The following is a 17,714-nucleotide window of genomic DNA, read 5'->3' as shown; positions in this document are numbered from 1 at the left end:
CGCATCTGGTAGAAACTGGCAACTGTAAGGCACTTGCGAACAAGGGAACCACTATGTCTAGCGATCCTCTGCTTCAGCCGTTTCAGCTTAAACACCTGACGCTGCGCAACCGGATTATGACCACCAGCCATGAACCGGCGTATCCAGTGGATGGCATGCCCAAAGACCGCTATGCGGCTTATCACGCGGAACGTGCCAAGGCGGGCGTGGCCTTGACGATGACGGCAGGCTCTGCCGCAGTCAGTCGTGATAGCCCGCCGGTGTTCAACAACATCCTTGCCTATAAAGACGAGGTGGTGCCGTGGATTCAGAACCTGACAGACCGCGTGCACGAACATGGTTGCGCTGTGATGATCCAGCTGACGCATTTGGGACGGCGCACCACATGGAACAAGGGGGATTGGTTGCCTTCGGTGTCGTCATCAAAGCACCGCGAACCTGCGCACCATGCCTTTCCCAAACTGATCGAAGATTGGGATATTGACCGGATCATCACAGACTTCGCGGATGCGGCGGAACGGATGAAGTCCGGTGGCATGGATGGGATCGAATTACAGGTCTATGGCCATTTGCTGGATCAGTTTTGGTCGCCATTGACCAACGATCTGGTTGGGCCTTATGGCTCGGATACGTTGGAAAATCGCATGCGTTTTCCGCTGGATGTGGTCGAGGCGATCCGCAAGCGCGTGGGCGACGGGTTCATCGTTGGTTTGCGCTATACTGCGGACGAGGCGCAAAAAGGCGGCATCACGCCTAAAGAAGGGTTGGAAATATCCAAGCGCATTGCGGCCACAGGGCAGATCGATTTCCTGAACGTGATTAAGGGGCGGATTCATACAGACCCGGCCATGACCGATTTGATCCCGGTGCAAGGCATGACATCCGCACCCCATCTTGATTTTGCAGGCGAGGTGCGCCGCACCACCGGCATGCCAACCTTCCACGCAGCGCGCATTCCGGATGTCGCAACGGCCCGTCACGCGGTGGATGCGGGCTTTTTGGATATGGTCGGGATGACCCGCGCCCACATGGCGGATCCACATATTGTGCGCAAGATCGTTGAGGGCCGCGAGGACGACATTCGCCCCTGCGTGGGCGCGACCTACTGCCTTGATCGTATTTACCAGGCGGGTGATGCGCTGTGCATTCACAATGCCGCAACGGGGCGCGAGCAGTCGATGCCGCACGACATTCCAATTGCGGCGACAGCAAAAAAGGTCGTGGTTGTTGGTGCAGGCCCAGCCGGGCTTGAGGCCGCGCGTGTGGCGTCTGAGCGTGGCCATGACGTGACGGTGTTCGAAGCCGCAGCCGAGGCGGGCGGACAAATCCGCCTTACGGCACAATCACCCCGCCGCCGCGAAATGATCGGGATCATCGATTGGCGCATGGCCCAATGCGCGGCGCGCGATGTGCGGTTTCATTTCAACACATGGGCCGAGGCAGCAGATGTCAGGGCCTTGCAGCCCGACGTCGTGATTGTCGCCACGGGGGGTATCCCAAATTTAGAATTGTTTGAGCAAAAGGGCGAACAGGCGCATGTCGTTTCGGCGTGGGATATTATTTCAGGCGACGTAAAGCCTGCGGGCAAGGTTTTGATTTATGACGAAAGCGGGGATCACCCGGCTTTGCAAGCGGCTGAGGTTGCCGCCAACGCAGGTGCTGCGGTTGAGATTATGACGCCAGACCGCACGTTTTCGCCTGATGTGATGGCGATGAATTTGGTCCCCTACATGCGCTCGCTTCAAGATAAGGATGTGACCTTTACTGTCACGCGTCGCCTGCTTGGGGTTGCGCGCAGTGGCAACACGCTGACCGCGACGATTGGCACCGATTACAGCGATCATACATATGAAAACGAAGTGGATCAGGTCGTTGTAAACTATGGCACTTTGCCGCTGGATGATCTGTACTTCGAGCTGAAGCCATCGTCGACGAACTTTGGCGAACTTGATTACGACGCACTTATCGAAGGTTTGCCGCAAGACATAAAACGCAATGAAAACGGGATGTTCCAACTGTTCCGCATTGGCGATGCTGTGTCGGCGCGCAATACCCATGCCGCCATTTATGATGCTTTGCGATTACTCAAGGATATCTAAAATGCGCAGCAGGAAAACCATTCAGGTTGTGTCCTGCCATGCTGGGGGCGAGGTGTTCAGGCATGCGGAGACGTGGGCTCATGTTCAATCCCAGTCCAAAGATAGTCGGCGCATTTAAGTTAGAGAGTACCTTCAAACAACTTTGTTCCGGTTCCTTTAGCAGATCTTTGCCAAATGTGCGGGGACAGTTGATTCCGGCCGGAACTGTATTTCGTTTTTTAACACTAAATGTGCGGCTGATGCTGTCCGGCTTCAGCCCCAGAAACGTAAAAGGCCGCCCCAGAGCAGGGCGGCCTTTCTACATCAATGTAGCGCGCGAATTACGCGTCGGCTTGATCGGCGGCTGGTGCGTCAGCTGCGTCGCCTTCGGCTTCTCCATCCTCATCGTCACCCGCAGAGCGCAGGCCAGATGGGGCAGAGATGTTGGCGATGACAAAATCGCGGTCGATCGATGGCTTTGCGCCTTCGGGCAATTTGACCGAAGAAATCGTGATCGCGTCGCCGATTTCGATTTCCGACACGTCAATGGTGATGTGATCGGGGATATCGCCCGCAGTCACGACCAATTCAACTTCGGGACGGATCAGTGTCAGTACACCACCTTTTTTCAGGCCGGGTGACACGTCTTCGCCAACCACTTCAACACCGATAAACAGGTTGATTTTGGTGGTCCGCTTGAGGCGCATAAAGTCCACGTGTGTGGGCAAGTCTTTGACCACATGGCGCTGCACGTCGCGGCAGATGACGCGGACGTCGTCGTGGCCTTCGACTTTCATGTTGAACAGGGTCGATTTAAACCGGCCTGCGCGCAACATTTTCAGCAGTTTGTTAAAGGGCAGATTGATGGGCAGCGGATCTGTGTCGCCACCAAATACAATCCCCGGAACCATGCCATCGCGGCGTGCTTGACGAGCGGCGCCCTTGCCTGTCCCCGTCCGTTCCAGAGCTTCGAGATCAGGAATCTCTCCAGCCATGATAATTCTCCAAATGTTAGGGCGGGATGCCTCCAAGGCTGTCACCCCGCGTGAAGTGCGCGCTATAGACCGGTTTTTGCCCGGTGAAAAGTGAAAATGCGCATGTGCCGGGGCTGGACGGGGTGCGTGCGACGTGCCACCGCTTGTGGATGCAGTTGTATGACGACCTTTATGCCTCGCGACGGGCTTTGGCGGCCTTTGTCGTGATCGGTATCGGCTGGGCCAGTTTTTCGGCGCAAATGCCTGTAATCAAGGCGCAAGTTGGTGTGGGCGATGGGTTCTGGGGCGCGCTGGTTCTAATAGGGTCGACGGGGGCGTTGATGGCGATGTGGTTGGCGCCTCTGATCTATCGCGTGTTGGGAACATGGGCGATGATTGCGGGCATTGCTGTGATGCTTGCGGGCTTTTTGCTGACGGGGGTGGCGCAGGGGCCGGTGATCGTTGGCGTCGCGCTCTTTTTGGCGGCGATGGGGTCCGGGGTGTCGGATGTGCTGGCCAACGCCGAAGTGAGCGAGGCAGAGGCGGCGTCAGGGCGCAATTTGATGAACCTCAATCACGGCCTGTTTTCGGTGGCCTATGCGATCGCAGCGGTGTCTGTGGGGGCGGCACGTGAAAACGGGTTTGGTCCCTTCGCAGTGTTTTGCGGCATGGCGGTGGTCGTGGCGCTGCTGATGACATGGATGCGGTTGCCGGACCGACGCCTGCCGCAAGACGGCACGGGCGAGGCGGCAGGCATGCCCTATGGCATCGTCTGGGTTGGCGGTTTGGTCGTTCTGGCTGCTTTTCTAGGCGAAGCAGCATCCGAAGGCTGGTCAGCATTGCATTTGGAACGCACCTTGGGCGGTGGCCCAGCCGAGGGCGCATTGGGCCCCGCATTGTTGGGCGTTGGTATGGCGGTCGGGCGTTTGGGCGCACATATGATCGGTGCTGCGTGGCCACCCATGCGGGTTATGATCGCCGCGTCTTGCCTTGCAGGCGTAGGTTTGGCGTTGGTTGGTTTTGCCCCAAATTTAAACGTGGCTTTTATCGGTTTTTTACTCGGGGGGCTCGGAGTATCGGTGGTTGGGCCGTTGGCGTTAGGATTGGTGGGGCAGGCTGTGTCTGCGCGGCACCGACTTGCGGCCATTTCCCAAGCGGCGGCGCTAGGGTACGCCGCATTTTTCCTTGGCCCTGTGGTCATGGGCTTTGTCGCCGAAGGGTTCGGGTTACGCGCATCGTTTTATGTGATCGCTGCAATTATGTTGGTGGTCGCTGGGGGCTTGTTGCCAGCTTGGTCGCGGATTTTGAAAATCAACGGGTGATGCTGGCCGTGCTTTTTGCATATTTGAAGAACAATGAAGCGAAGCACTGTCCCCTTCATTGTTCTTTTAAATACTCACATGCGTTCGGTCAGACACCCGCACGGGTTTGCGATTGATCGATCAGCCTTGCCAGCGCCCTTCAAATCCTTCGGGAATCAGCAAGTTGTGGCGGCCCAATTCGGTCGCTTGTGTTTCTCCGCACAGGGCCATTGTGGTGTCGAGTTCCTTTTTGATCACCTCAAGGGCTGATGTCACACCCTGCTGACCCATCGCTCCTAATCCATAAATGAAGGCGCGCCCGATATAAGTGCCTTTAGCGCCCATCGCGACAGCCTTTAGGACGTCTTGGCCTGAGCGGATGCCGCCGTCGATGTGTACTTCGACTTTGTCACCAACAGCGTCCAGAATGGCAGGAAGTGCCTTGATCGAACTGAGTGCGCCGTCGAGTTGTCGGCCGCCGTGATTGGAGACGATGATCGCATCCGCGCCGACCTGCAGCGCCATTTTGGCATCTTCGGCGTCAAGAATCCCTTTCAGGATCAAGGGGCCGCCCCACATTTTTTTGATCTCTTTAACATCGTCCCAGTTGAGCTTTGGATCGAAGCTTTCGGCTGCCCAAGTCGACAGCGATGACATGTCGCTGATCCCGTCAATATGACCGACAATGTTGCCGAACTGGTGGCGTTTGGTTTGGGCCATGCCTGCAATCCAGCGCCATTTTGTCGCCAAATTGGCGATATTGCCCATGGTTGGGCGGATCGGGATGGACAGGCCGTTGTGGATGTCTTTGTGTCGTTGGCCAAGGATCTGCAAGTCCAGCGTCACCACAAGGGCCGAGCATTTCGCGTCCTTGGCACGTTGAATCACGCGCTTAATGTAGTCTTTGTCCTTCATGGCATAAAGTTGAAACCAAAAAGGTTTGGTCGTGTTTTCAGCGACATCTTCGATGGAACAGACCGACATTGTGGATAGCGTGAAGGGGACACCAAAAGCTTCGGCGGCCTTGGCGGCCAATATCTCGCCGTCCGCGTGCTGCATGCCTGTGGACCCAACAGGGGCAAGTGCCACGGGCATCGAGACATCTTGGCCGATCATTTGGCTGGCTGTGCTGCGCCCGGTCATGTCCACGGCAACCCGTTGGCGCAGCCGGATTTGATCGTAGTCCGTCACGTTTTCGCGGAAAGTTTGTTCAGTCCAGCTGCCAGATTCGCAGTAATCATAGAACATTTTGGGCACGCGCCGCTTATAGATACGTTTCAGATCGTAGATGTTTGTGATGACAGGCACAGTGAAACCTCGTGTAATTGGTCAACTTTCATTACCAATTTGAACATTTGGGATCAACATCCTTTTTTGATTTGCATTTATAGTACGATTTGGCACTTGTTTGGTGCGATTTCGTATTATATTGAAAGTGTAGTACGAAATTGCACCAAATGGAGAGCCCCATGACTTTAACTCGAAGAAAAACACTGGCGTTGCTGGGCGGTGGCACAATTTTGGCGGCAACAGCTGGCGCCGGATACAAGGTGACCCGCATGCCGCTCACGGCTTTTGAACCATGGGCGACTGCAGGCAATTATAACGAGCCGCGCATGCGTGCGTTGAGCTATGCGATCCTTGCGCCCAACCCACACAACCGCCAGCCGTGGCAGGTGGACTTGCGCACAGACGCCGAGGTGACTTTGCGCGTCGACCGAAACCGATTGTTGCCCCACACTGATCCCTTCAACCGCCAGATCGTTGTTGGTTTGGGGTGTTTTCTTGAACTGATGTGCCTTGCGGCGGCGCAGGACGGGTACGGCGTTGATCTAGACTTGTTTCCAGATGGCGAGGACCCGACCGGGCTAGATGATCGCCGTGTCGCGGTTGCGCGTTTCATTCTCAACGGGACCACGCCTGAACCTGATTTGTTTGAACAGGTCATGACCCGCCGATCCTATAAAAAACCATTCGACACCAGCCAGCCTGTCGACGCGGCGACCTTGAGTCGCGTTTTGGCGGCTGCCAAGTTCACGTCCTTTGCAGGATCGGTGGCACCAGATGATATCGCGGCACTGCGGGGCATCAGTCGCGACGCGCTCCGGATCGAGTTGGAAACGCCTCGCACCTACAAAGAAAGCGTCGATCTGCTTCGAATCGGCCACCGCGAGGTCGCGGCCAATCCGGACGGCATCGATTTCACCGGCCCCATGTTCGAAGCCATGGCGCTGACTGGCATCTTTACGCGCAAGGCTGCGTTGGATCGCACGTCGATGACCTACATCGAAGGGGAAAAGGCCGTTTTCGCCAATACTGATACCGCGATGGGGCATCTGTGGCAGGTCACGCCGACCAACACGCGCAGCGATCAAATTAACGCAGGGCGCGACTGGCTGCGCATGAATTTGGCGACTGCGGGACTTGGGCTTGGGATGCAACCGCTGAGCCAGGGCTTGCAGGAATACCCGGAAATGTCCGATATCTATGATCAGATGCACGCACGGCTGGCACCAAAGGGTGGAGTTGTGCAAATGTTTGCCCGCATTGGCTATGGCCCAAACGTTGGGCAAAGCCCGCGCTGGCCACTGGAAAGCAAGATTGTGAATGCCTGATCAAAACCCTGCCGTGTTCTTTGAAGTGTTCACCGAAATCGGCATCATCGAACAGCTGAGCCGCGCCGTCTTGGAAACGCGGTTGCCAAAAGGACTGATCGCGCCGCATTTCGCGGTTCTTAATCATCTGGTGCGTGTGCAGGATGGGCGCACCCCGATCGAAATCGCGCGCGCTTTTCAGGTGCCCAAGACGTCGATGACCCATACCCTAAAGGGGTTGGAAGCGCGGGGTTTGGTGGATGTGCGCCCCAATGCCGAGGATGGACGATCAAAGCGGGTTTGGCTGACAAAGGCGGGCCATGCGTTGCGCGCCGACACGATTGCCACGTTGGCTGCCGAATTCGCCAAGCTATCTGCGGAGTTTGATGTGGCGCGATTGGCCGACATTCGCCCGGTGTTGCGCGATTTACGCATCATGATGGACGCCGCGCGCGACTGAACGTGCGCGCGGTGCATTGCCCTAAGCGTGCGGTCGCGTTAAACGCCGCGCCATGACAGAACGCCCACATCGCAATTTTTATGGTCGCCTCAAGGGAAAGCCCCTGAAGAGCAGCCAAAAGACCTATATCGCCGAAGACCTTGCAGCACTTTCGCCCGGTCCCGTGTCGTGGGAGGACAACCCCGAACGCGCACCTCTTGACGTTGATGCGCTGTTTGGTGGGCGTCCGCTGTGGCTTGAAGTTGGGTTTGGCGGGGGCGAGCATTTGGTGCATCAGGCTGCTGAAAACCCTGACGTTGGGATTATTGGCGCAGAGCCATATATCAACGGGGTGGCCATGTTGCTGGGCAAAATCCGGCGCGCCGGTGTCGACAATCTGGCCGTTCATCCGGGTGACGCGCGTGATTTGATGGACGTGTTGCCCGAAGCCAGCGTTGCGCGCGCGTTTTTACTGTACCCTGATCCATGGCCCAAATCGCGTCATCATCGTCGCCGTTTTGTGACGCCCGAGCATTTGGAACCCTTGGCGCGGACCTTGAAACCGGGCGCGATCTTTCGTGTGGCGACGGACATTGAGGATTATGTGCGTCAGACATTGGAAGAGGTCCCGAAAGCGGGCTTTGATTGGCTGGCTGAGGGGCCAGCTGATTGGCGTGAACCTTGGGATGATTGGATTGCGACACGTTATGAGCAAAAGGCGCTGCGCGAAGGCCGTGTGCCACATTATCTGACCTTTCGCCGTCAGGGCTGAGCGGGGAGGGGGCGCTGCCCCCGGCGCTTTGCGCCTCCCCCGAGGTATTTTTAACCCAAAGATATAGAGCGCTTTCCCGGTCGGTCTGGACGGGCCTTGGGCGAGGGGGTAGGAGTGCGCCTTGAAACAAGATGCGAGCGTGCCCCATGTCCAGCCACGGCGACCCTATTCCGATGATCTCTGCCAAGTCTGGCCCTTTGAGTGGCGTGGCCAATGTGCCCGGCGACAAGTCGATTTCGCATCGCTCGTTGATCCTTGGGGCGATGGCGGTGGGCGAGACGACCATCACGGGCTTGCTTGAAGGTCAGGATGTGTTGGACACCGCCAAGGCCATGCGCGCCTTTGGGGCTGAGGTCACGGATCATGGTGGCGGCAAGTGGTCTGTGCACGGAGTTGGCGTTGGCGGGTTTGCCGAGCCGGATCAGGTGATCGATTGTGGCAATTCCGGAACGGGTGTGCGTCTGTTGATGGGCGCGATGGCGACTTGCGATATTTCTGTGACTTTTACGGGTGATGCGAGCCTGAACAAGCGGCCTATGGCGCGGGTGACTGACCCATTGGCGCTGTTCGGCTGTCAATCCGTGGGCCGTTCTGGTGGCCGTTTGCCAATGACGCTTGTGGGTGCGCCGGAACCTGTGCCTGCGCGCTATGTTGTGCCGGTGCCGTCGGCGCAGGTGAAGTCTGCGGTTTTGTTGGCGGGCTTGAATGCGCCGGGCCAGACTGTGGTGATCGAGGCCGAGGCCACACGCGATCACACGGAACGGATGTTGGCGGGATTTGGCGCTGAAATCAGCACCGAAGTGACCGACGAGGGCCGCGTGATTACCTTGACTGGCCAGCCCGAATTGCGCCCACAACATATTGATGTGCCGCGTGATCCATCTTCGGCTGCGTTTCCGGTTTGTGCGGCGTTAATCGTGCCCGGATCGGACGTTTTGGTGCCCAGCATTGGGTTGAACCCGACGCGCGCCGGCTTGTTCACCACCTTGCGCGAAATGGGCGCTGATCTGACTTATGAGAACGAGCGGATCGAGGGCGGTGAGCCTGTGGCTGACCTTCGTGCGCGTTTTTCGCCGGACCTGAAAGGCATCACAGTGCCCGCAGAACGCGCGGCAAGCATGATTGACGAGTATCCTGTCCTGTCTGTTATCGCATGCTTTGCCAGCGGCGTGACGGATATGCCCGGCGTGAAAGAATTGCGCGTCAAAGAAAGCGACCGGATTGACGCGATGGCTGTCGGTTTGCGCGCGGCTGGGGTTGAGGTCGAGGATGGGCCGGATTGGTGGCGTGTCACGGGTTTGGGCCACGGTAATGTGCCCGGAGGCGCGCTGTGTGCCAGCCATTTGGATCACCGCATTGCGATGGCGTTTTTGGTGATGGGCATGGCCACAAATGGGCCGATGTCCGTGGACGATGGCGGGCCGATTGCCACCTCGTTCCCGATTTTTGAACCGCTGATGGCGCAATTGGGCGCCGCAGTGAGCCGCGCTTGATGCAGACGACGCAGCCTTTCACGGTCGCCATTGATGGCCCTGCGGCGGCGGGCAAGGGCACCATTGGACGTGCCGTTGCGGCGCGATTTGGGCTAGCACATTTGGACACGGGGTTGCTGTACCGCGCGGTTGGGGCGCAAGTCCTTTTGGGGGCGGAACCGATTGCGGCGGCGCAGGCTTTGCAGGCCAGCGCGTTGGAACGCGATGATCTGCGCACCGCAGATGTGGCCGAGGCCGCAAGCAAGGTCGCCGTCATCCCAGAGGTGCGCGCAGCCTTGTTGGATTTTCAACGCGCTTTTGCGCGCCGCGCTGGTGGTGCTGTGCTGGATGGGCGCGATATTTGCACCGTCATTTGCCCGCAAGCCGAGGTGAAAATGTTTGTCACCGCCACGCCAGAGGTGCGCGCAGAACGGCGCTTTGTTGAACTTACGCGCCGTGGGCATGCGCCCGCCGAAGAAGACGTGTTGGCAGATGTCAAAGCGCGTGACGAACGTGACAGTCAACGTGCCGCTGCACCTTTGAAACCTGCGACAGACGCGCACATCCTAGATACATCGGAAATGGGAATCGATGCGGCCGTGGCCGCCGCGATCGCGATCGTCGAAAAGGCGCGTGGCTTAAGCTGAATGCGCGCCGTCTGACAGTGTTTTCACAAAAGCCAGCACATCTGCGACGCTGTCACCGCTGGCGATTTTGCTGACGATGGCGGACCCAACGACGGCTCCGTCTGCTACGGACGCAATCGCGCGTGATTTTTCTGGTGTGTTGATACCAAATCCGACAATGACAGGCAGTTCGGTAGAGTCTTTGATCCGCGCGACTTCGGGGCCGACATTGGTCGCTTCGGCCTCGGCCGAACCGGTGATGCCGTTGATCGACACATAGTATACAAACCCCGAGGTGTTTTGCAGGACGCGGGGCAGGCGCTTTGCGTCTGTGGTCGGCGTTGCAAGGCGAATGAAGTTCAGACCAGCGGCTTGGGCCGGGATGCACAGTTCGCTATCTTCTTCGGGGGGGAGGTCCACGACGATCAGACCATCGATGCCTGCCGCCTTGGCGTCGGCCAAAAACGTGTCCACACCGCGCGAATAGATCGGGTTGTAATAGCCCATAAGAACAATGGGCGTCGTGTCATCTTCTTCGCGAAAGGCGCGTGCCATGTCGAGAGTGCGCTGCAAGGTCATACCTGCTTCCAAGGCGCGTTGTCCGGCCAATTGGATTGTCGCACCGTCCGCCATTGGATCGGTAAAGGGAAGGCCAAGTTCGATAATGTCGACACCTGCGCTGGGCAAACCGCGCACGATTTCAAGCGATCGGTCGTAGTCGGGATCGCCCGCCATCACATAGGAGACAAAAGCCTTTTTACCCGCAGCTTTGAGGGCGGCGAATTTGGCGTCGATCCGGGTGCTCATCTTCTTCTCTCCGTTTGAGGTTCACCTTGACTGCCCCAGAGCAGCGCGAAAGGCAAGCGCCCTCAGAACGAGATGTGGTAGCGGATGGAATAGGAATTCGCACCGGGGTTGTCGTCGCTCAGGCCTGCGTTGGATTTGTGCGCAATGGCGGCCGAAATTGCGCGGCCATTGTCGAATTTATACCCGACACCTAGCAGGCTGCGGATTTCGAACGTCTGACCAAGGTCATTGCCCGCGGTGCCTTCTTCGTAAAAGCCCGGCATAATCGAGCTGTCGATGAACACGCCATTGTCAAACTGCACTCTGTTCCAAAGACCAGCACCAACAAACAGGTCGCCTTCTGCGCTGACGCTGACATTTGCGCCAAAGGCTGCAGAAAAACGTCGGCGTTCGAAAAACGAAGAGTGGCGGTATTCGAAATCAAAGACAGCAGAATCGTCCCCGCTCTCGGAAAAATCCGTCACGCCAAGCCCCAGCGTGATTTCTTGGCTTGCCGCCGGAAGTGCGAGAAAGGATAGGGCAAAGGCCAATGAAGCAGAGCGAAGATGTGTCATGCGAAGTCTCCTGCATGCGGGTGATCAGATGCGGAACATCGCAGTCGAATACCAGAACTGACGTGGCGATAAGATATTTTCACACATGAGGGCAATTCACGATTTCCCCAAAGCACCAAGATGTCACTGTCTTGCAACCTTGCACCGTCCTGCTAGAAGCAGCGAAACAGTAGAAATGAGGGTGCTATGGGCTTTAAGATGGGGATTGTGGGTTTGCCGAACGTGGGCAAGTCGACGCTGTTCAACGCGCTGACCAAAACAGCAGCAGCACAAGCGGCGAACTTTCCGTTCTGCACGATCGAACCCAATGTGGGCGAGGTCGCTGTGCCGGATGCGCGCCTTGATGCATTGGCCAAGATTGCCGCCTCTAAATCCATCATTCCCACGCGCATGACCTTTGTGGACATTGCGGGCTTGGTCAAAGGCGCGTCCAAGGGCGAGGGCTTGGGCAACCAGTTTTTGGCCAACATCCGAGAAGTCGACGCCATCGCCCACGTGCTGCGCTGTTTTGAAGACGGCGATGTCACCCACGTCGAAGGTCGCGTGGACCCGGTGGCCGATGCAGAAACCATCGAAACGGAATTGATGCTCGCCGATATCGAAAGCATCGAGAAACGTTTGCAAAACATCGTGCGCAAGGTGCGCGGTGGCGACAAGGAAGCCGTTCAGCAAGAACGTCTGATGCGTGCCGCGTTGGAAGCACTCGAAAACGGTCAGCCCGCGCGCTTGGTCGATGTGGACGAGGATGACGTTAAAGCGTGGAACATGTTGCAATTGCTGACCACAAAGCCGGTCTTGTTTGTCTGTAATGTTGGGGAAACTGAGTCCTCAGCAGGCAATGCGCATTCAACTGCAGTGGCTGCGATGGCGGCCGAACAGGGCAACGCGCATGTGGTCATTTCCGCCCAAATCGAAGAAGAGATTAGCCAATTGGAGTCTGACGAGGCGGTGATGTTCCTTGAAGAAATGGGCTTGGCCGAGGCCGGTCTCGATCGCCTCATTCGGGCCGGATACGAGCTGCTACACCTCGAGACATATTTTACTGTAGGCCCCAAAGAAGCACGCGCTTGGACGATCCAGGCGGGCACCTCTGCGCCAAAAGCGGCGGGTGTCATTCATGGCGATTTCGAAAAAGGGTTCATCCGGGCGGAAACGATTGCCTATGATGATTTTATCGCCTTAGGGGGCGAACAAGCGTCTAAAGATGCGGGCAAAATGCGCGCTGAAGGCAAGGGCTACACCGTCAAAGATGGCGACGTATTACATTTCCTGTTCAACACGTGACGACCTGACTGAACGGGAAAACGCTTTGATTTTTGATACAAAGCAACGCGCAATGCGGTCTGGCAAAAGTCCAGACTGTAAGGTCTGAAAGCGGGCCGGCTTTGTGCTGAATCGAGTCGTTTGTTGGTATGTTTAGGGCGGCCAAGGATTCCAGTTGGCTGTTTTGGCAAGGTGGGCAATCGTGGTTTTGCCCTGAATGAATGTGTTTTGCTGCGATGTGCACTCGATCCAAAAATCGCCTAGCACTAGACCTACGGCCGCGAATGCTCAAAGGTGGGGCCTGAAAAACCATGAGGCCCAAATATGTCGAACCCATGTATCATCTGCGTTGCCATAACCGGGTCTGTTCCCGTCAAAGCCGACAATCCGGCCGTGCCCGTCACTGTGGCGCAGCAGATAGAAAGCACACATGCGGCGTTTGAGGCAGGCGCAAGCATTTGCCACGCTCATGTGCGCAATGCGGATGAGACGCCCAGTTCTGACCCCGACAAGTTCGCGGCTCTCAAAGAAGGGGTCGAAAAACACTGTCCCGGTATGATCATTCAGCTTTCGACAGGTGGACGATCTGGCGCAGGCACTGAACGGGGCGGCATGTTATCACTTTGTCCTGATATGGCGTCGCTGTCAGTGGGGTCGAACAACTTTCCAACGCGCGTATATGAAAACCCACCAGAGCTTGTGGACTGGCTTGCCTCGGAAATGGTCAAATACGATGTGAAGCCAGAGATCGAGGCTTTTGATTTGAGTCACATCTTAATGGCGTCGCAAATGCACAAACTGGGCAAGATCAAAGCGACGCCATATGTGCAATTCGTGATGGGCGTAAAGAACGCGATGCCTGCGGAACGTTTTGTATTTGATTTCTATCTACAAACCGTCGAACGCTTGTTCCCCGGTGCACCGTGGTGTGCGGCTGGGATTGGGGCCAATCAGGTTGTTCTGAATGAGTGGGCTGTGGCAGCGGGTGGGCATGCGCGCACCGGCCTCGAAGATAATGTGCGCTGGGACAAGTCTGCGCTGGCACCATCCAATGCTGCCCTTGTGACACGATTGACCGAGATTTGCGCCAAGAACGAACGCCCGGTGGCGACCCCAGCACAGGCCCGCGACATCCTCGGGTTGCGTGCGGCCTGAGGGGCGTGATTTCCTGACACAGGAAATCGTACATTTTTCCCTTTGGAAAAATGGCCCTCGCGCGTTGCGTGACCTGTGGACACCCGGGCACCGTTCCGCCACGCTGCTTATAATTACGGAGGAAAATCATCATGGATATGTCATTTACGCTACGCCCGGAAAACCGCGATCTTTTGGGCCGCGTCTCGGCCATGATCCGCGATGAGATTATGCCCCTTGAGGACGAATACGCCGCCGAAGTCGGCAAAGGTGATCGCTGGCAATACACAGACCGTCAGACTGAAATTTTGGAAACCCTGAAAGCCAAGGCCAAATCGGCGGGGTTGTGGAATTTCTGGCTGACAGACAGCGACAAAGGCATTGGCCTGACAACCGTCGAATACGCCCACTTTGCCGAAGAGATGGGCAAGACGCCGCTTGGGGCTGAGGTGTTCAACTGCTCAGCACCCGATACAGGCAACATGGAGGTTTTTGAGCGCTACGGCACCGAAGCCATGAAGCGCGACTGGCTTGCGCCTTTGCTTGAGGGGCAGATACGGTCGGCCTATCTTATGACCGAACCTGATGTGGCGTCTTCGGATGCCACGAACATCTCGATGTCTTGCGTGCGGGACGGTGATGATTACGTGCTGAACGGCGAAAAATACTGGGCCAGCGGCGCAGGGGATCCGCGCTGCAAAGTCTACATCGTTATGGTCAAAACCCAAGGCGACGAGGCCCCCAAACACAAGCGCCAATCCATGATTGTGGTGCCAGCCGGGTCTGATGGTATCGAAATCCTGCGCCCGATGATGGTCTATGGCCATGATGATGCCCCACATGGGCATATGCACATCCGCTTTACCAATGTACGCGTCCCGGCCGAAAATTTGCTGTTGGGTGAGGGGCGTGGATTTGAAATCTCGCAAGGTCGTCTTGGCCCCGGACGTATTCACCATTGCATGCGCGCGATTGGTCAGGCCGAGGCGGCGCTGGAATTGATGTGCAAGCGTTCGCTTTCCAAAGAAGCATTCGGCAAGCCTCTGGCGCAACTTGGCGCGAATTACGACATCATCGCAGAGTGCCGGATGGAGATCGAGATGGCGCGGCTGTTGTGCTTGAAAGCGGCGTGGATGATGGATCAGGGCGATGCGCGTGCAGCCGCGCCTTGGATCAGTCAGATCAAAGTTGTGGCCCCGCGTGTGTCTTTGAAAGTCATTGATGAAGCTGTGCAAATGCATGGTGGGCAAGGGATTTCTCAGGACACGCCGCTGGCGCATGCTTGGACGCATCAGCGCACATTGCGGCTTGCTGATGGGCCAGATGCGGTGCACCGCCGTCAGGTGGCACGGGCAGAGCTTCGGAAACATACGCAACAACCTGTCTGACCGAACAAGCAATCCGCCGACAAAATGATTGGGTTTTGTCGGCGCTTGCAGTTCCAGCCTGCGACACGTTTTACCGCGGTCGCAGGTTTTTTCTTGGTCCAAGCCAGATGACGGGTTACCGATACAGATAACCCATGATCTGTGCGAGTGGAGCGGCCATGCGAGATATGCAAAACACGTCTGATCTGGCCATGCGCCCGGCGGAAACGGTGATGCGTCTTGACCGCATGGGGGCGATGATGCCGACGCGCCTTAGCTTCCTAAGGGTTCTTGTGCGGCGACTGTGTCGTGAGCATGCGCGCGTCACCCGCCCACATTGGGACATGTCGTCTGAGGGGCATGGGCGGGCTGTCTATTCCGTTTCCCTTGGCGGGCACACATATTCTTTGGTCGCGATTTCGAACGATCTGCCTGCGGATCAACGCAGCGACCGGGTGATTGCAACGGCTTGGGATGCCGCCTTTGTGCTTTATGATGGTGTGCCTGATGCCGCCGAAATCGCCCGCATCGCCGCCAACGCGCCCCTGCAAGAGGCCGGGCGGTTTGGCCCGCGTGATTTGGTTCTAAGCCGCGCAAACAAGTCCGTGCGCATGTGGGAGGCTACGGTTAAGGCGCTGAAACAAAACACCCAACCTGACGCCGCCTTGATCCGCGACATCGGCTATTTGATGCGCACCACTGCCGTGTATGGCAACGGGAAATTCGGCATTGCCGACCGCCACTTGATCGCGGACCGCCCCGGGCTGGGCGGCCCGTTCGCGCCCGAGATGCTGGCGGTGTATCTGATCCGTCACTTCACGCTGGATCTTGTGCAACACGTCGGGCAAGGGGCGTTGGATCGTACCCTCGCGCGGCATATTGGGATCGGCAACGCAACGGGGCTTGGGATGGCGCCGTTTCTTGTCACGCATCCGGTCTTGATGAACAATTGGGTGCAGGCGCGCGAAACGGCGCTGGCGCAGGTGCGCAAGGTCGCGGATCTGGATGGAATCCAACGCGCGCGACTTAATGATCTTTGCGCCCGTGCTGCACGCCACATTAGCCAATGGCATGTGCCTGCCGCCGATCACGACGCCATTTTGCGAAACCTCGAACTCGAATGGGTGGATTTTACCCCGCAGCTTTTGACGCTAAGGGGGCCATTGCCCATAGACCGGGTGTGGCAAGCGGCCCAAGATCAAAGCATCCCCTTGCAGGAATTGTTGGCCGCATTGCTGATCGAAGCGTTTCCAGACCAAGTTGACGGGTTAGAAGACGGCATGGGCGACCCATTTGGCGCACTCGTGCACCCGTTCGCGGGCACGGATGCCGTGCGTTCGGCATTAAAGGCGGATTGGCAATGGGCCTTGTCGCATGATTACGTCAAGGCGGACGCCTGTCGCCGGTTTTGGTATGTGAGTGCGGCCAAACTTGAACCGCGCATCGGTGATCGTTTTGCAGATCTGGGGGCCGAACTTGAAACGCCGTTGGATATCGCGCGACGTGTTGCGGCGCTTTATGCTGACTTGCCTGAACGCGATCAACCTGTGTCTGCTTTCCTTGCTAAGCATCCCGAACACGCTTTTGTGATTGACCGCGCCGCGACGCTGGCGCGTTATCCTTACAGTGAAATTCGCGATAATCTTATCGCTGCGACATGTCGCCCCATTGATATGTTGCGTTGCAAGCTCAGTTATTTTGGTGCGACAAATTTTGATCCGAAGTCCGACCTTTGGACACGTATAACGCTTGCGCAGGGCGCACCCTTAGGGGATGAATTGTCGCCGGGTTTGGATGATTGGTGGTTACCGGTACTATGAATACAGAAACATCTTGGACGGAACTACACGCCCTTTCTGTAAAAGCAGCGACCGGGGCGGGCGTGCCTGCCGGGCAGGCGCTGGCGTTTGGCGCTATGCTGCCGCGCCATCTGGCCGAAGGCAGACCCCAAGCGCCATTGGCCGATGTTTTGCAAACCCCTAAAACCATCGTGTCTTTAGCCCACCAAATCGAAACAATGATCGAAGAGGCTTCTGTTTCGCCGCGCCTTGTGCAGGCCAATGTGCCAGACGCGGGCCACTGTGCCATTTTGACCAGCTGGATCGAAGGCTTGCCCTGTCAGGCCGAGGTCGTCTCGACCCCCGAAGGCGTGCAGGCCTACCTGTCGCTTGAAGCGCCAAGCAATCGCGCGCGCCCTGAACGGATCAGCATCGGTCACGACCTGTTGAAACTTTTAAATGAATTTGCTGCTCGCACCTATGTGCCCGACAGCGCAGAATCGCGCGCGAATGGGGCCGGGGCCGAGGCGATGGTGCTCGACTAAGCGTCATCTT

At 57.3% G+C, this 17,714-nt stretch carries 16 protein-coding genes; 12 read left to right on the top strand and 4 right to left on the bottom strand.

From position 1 onward, the window contains the following. Positions 1 to 53: 53 nt before the first annotated feature. On the top strand, positions 54 to 2,099 hold the full coding sequence (locus ABJF76_RS06055) for an FAD-dependent oxidoreductase (RefSeq protein ID WP_413819877.1): 2,046 nt from the start codon (positions 54 to 56) through the stop codon (positions 2,097 to 2,099). Between the two features lie 320 nt (positions 2,100 to 2,419). Here the strand turns inward: ABJF76_RS06055 and ABJF76_RS06050 are convergent, their stop codons facing one another. After that, positions 2,420 to 3,073 (bottom strand): 50S ribosomal protein L25/general stress protein Ctc, encoded by a 654-nt coding sequence (locus ABJF76_RS06050; RefSeq protein WP_413819878.1) that lies wholly within the window; start codon positions 3,071 to 3,073, stop codon positions 2,420 to 2,422. 83 nt (positions 3,074 to 3,156) lie between these two features. Between ABJF76_RS06050 and ABJF76_RS06045 the strand changes: the two genes are divergently transcribed. Beyond that, the gene (locus ABJF76_RS06045) at positions 3,157 to 4,374 is read left to right on the top strand and encodes an MFS transporter (protein ID WP_413819879.1); all 1,218 of its coding nucleotides are present in this window, start codon (positions 3,157 to 3,159) and stop codon (positions 4,372 to 4,374) included. Between the two features lie 120 nt (positions 4,375 to 4,494). Here the strand turns inward: ABJF76_RS06045 and ABJF76_RS06040 are convergent, their stop codons facing one another. After that, the gene (locus ABJF76_RS06040) at positions 4,495 to 5,661 is read right to left on the bottom strand and encodes an L-lactate dehydrogenase (protein WP_413819880.1); all 1,167 of its coding nucleotides are present in this window, start codon (positions 5,659 to 5,661) and stop codon (positions 4,495 to 4,497) included. Between the two features lie 161 nt (positions 5,662 to 5,822). Here ABJF76_RS06040 and ABJF76_RS06035 point away from each other — a divergent pair, with 161 nt between their 5' ends. From ABJF76_RS06035 to ABJF76_RS06015, 5 genes are all read left to right on the top strand, one after another. Continuing rightward, on the top strand, positions 5,823 to 6,968 hold the full coding sequence (locus ABJF76_RS06035; protein WP_413819881.1) for an Acg family FMN-binding oxidoreductase: 1,146 nt from the start codon (positions 5,823 to 5,825) through the stop codon (positions 6,966 to 6,968). Next, positions 6,961 to 7,407 (top strand): MarR family winged helix-turn-helix transcriptional regulator, encoded by a 447-nt coding sequence (locus ABJF76_RS06030; RefSeq protein WP_413819882.1) that lies wholly within the window; start codon positions 6,961 to 6,963, stop codon positions 7,405 to 7,407. The genes ABJF76_RS06035 and ABJF76_RS06030 overlap by 8 nt, the downstream gene beginning before the upstream one ends. A gap of 52 nt (positions 7,408 to 7,459) precedes the next feature. Then, entirely contained in the window at positions 7,460 to 8,158 is a 699-nt protein-coding gene (trmB, locus tag ABJF76_RS06025) for a tRNA (guanine(46)-N(7))-methyltransferase TrmB (RefSeq protein WP_413819883.1), read from the top strand. Positions 8,159 to 8,304: 146 nt separating this feature from the next. Continuing rightward, positions 8,305 to 9,651: a 3-phosphoshikimate 1-carboxyvinyltransferase gene (aroA, locus tag ABJF76_RS06020; protein WP_413819884.1), complete on the top strand. Its 1,347-nt coding sequence runs from the start codon at positions 8,305 to 8,307 to the stop codon at positions 9,649 to 9,651. Next, positions 9,651 to 10,277 carry a (d)CMP kinase gene (locus ABJF76_RS06015; RefSeq protein WP_413819885.1) on the top strand — a complete coding sequence of 209 codons (627 nt, stop codon included), beginning with the start codon at positions 9,651 to 9,653 and terminating at the stop codon, positions 10,275 to 10,277. The genes aroA and ABJF76_RS06015 overlap by 1 nt, the downstream gene beginning before the upstream one ends. Here ABJF76_RS06015 and trpA read toward each other — a convergent pair. Together trpA and ABJF76_RS06005 are read right to left on the bottom strand one after the other, a co-directional pair. Further along, the gene (trpA, locus tag ABJF76_RS06010) at positions 10,269 to 11,063 is read right to left on the bottom strand and encodes a tryptophan synthase subunit alpha (protein ID WP_413819886.1); all 795 of its coding nucleotides are present in this window, start codon (positions 11,061 to 11,063) and stop codon (positions 10,269 to 10,271) included. The genes ABJF76_RS06015 and trpA overlap by 9 nt on opposite strands. A gap of 62 nt (positions 11,064 to 11,125) precedes the next feature. Then, the gene (locus ABJF76_RS06005; RefSeq protein ID WP_413819887.1) at positions 11,126 to 11,617 is read right to left on the bottom strand and encodes an acyloxyacyl hydrolase; all 492 of its coding nucleotides are present in this window, start codon (positions 11,615 to 11,617) and stop codon (positions 11,126 to 11,128) included. Between the two features lie 186 nt (positions 11,618 to 11,803). Here ABJF76_RS06005 and ychF point away from each other — a divergent pair, with 186 nt between their 5' ends. The 5 genes from ychF to ABJF76_RS05980 all read left to right on the top strand — a co-directional run bounded on the left by ychF (position 11,804) and on the right by ABJF76_RS05980 (position 17,704). After that, complete coding sequence (ychF, locus tag ABJF76_RS06000; protein WP_413819888.1) at positions 11,804 to 12,901, top strand: redox-regulated ATPase YchF; 1,098 nt, start codon at positions 11,804 to 11,806, stop codon at positions 12,899 to 12,901. A gap of 303 nt (positions 12,902 to 13,204) precedes the next feature. Further along, positions 13,205 to 14,035 (top strand): 3-keto-5-aminohexanoate cleavage protein, encoded by an 831-nt coding sequence (locus ABJF76_RS05995; protein ID WP_413819889.1) that lies wholly within the window; start codon positions 13,205 to 13,207, stop codon positions 14,033 to 14,035. A 131-nt stretch (positions 14,036 to 14,166) separates the two neighbouring features. After that, a complete protein-coding gene (locus ABJF76_RS05990; protein ID WP_413819890.1) occupies positions 14,167 to 15,402 on the top strand; it encodes an acyl-CoA dehydrogenase family protein in 1,236 nt (411 codons plus the stop codon). A gap of 158 nt (positions 15,403 to 15,560) precedes the next feature. Beyond that, complete coding sequence (locus ABJF76_RS05985; RefSeq protein ID WP_413819891.1) at positions 15,561 to 17,201, top strand: hypothetical protein; 1,641 nt, start codon at positions 15,561 to 15,563, stop codon at positions 17,199 to 17,201. After that, the gene (locus tag ABJF76_RS05980) at positions 17,198 to 17,704 is read left to right on the top strand and encodes a hypothetical protein (protein WP_413819892.1); all 507 of its coding nucleotides are present in this window, start codon (positions 17,198 to 17,200) and stop codon (positions 17,702 to 17,704) included. The genes ABJF76_RS05985 and ABJF76_RS05980 overlap by 4 nt, the downstream gene beginning before the upstream one ends. Positions 17,705 to 17,714 lie beyond the last annotated feature (10 nt).

The sequence above is a fragment of the Tateyamaria sp. genome (genome assembly GCF_039940735.1).
GTDB lineage: Bacteria > Pseudomonadota > Alphaproteobacteria > Rhodobacterales > Rhodobacteraceae > Tateyamaria.
This window is presented reverse-complemented; position numbering and strand designations above follow the sequence as displayed.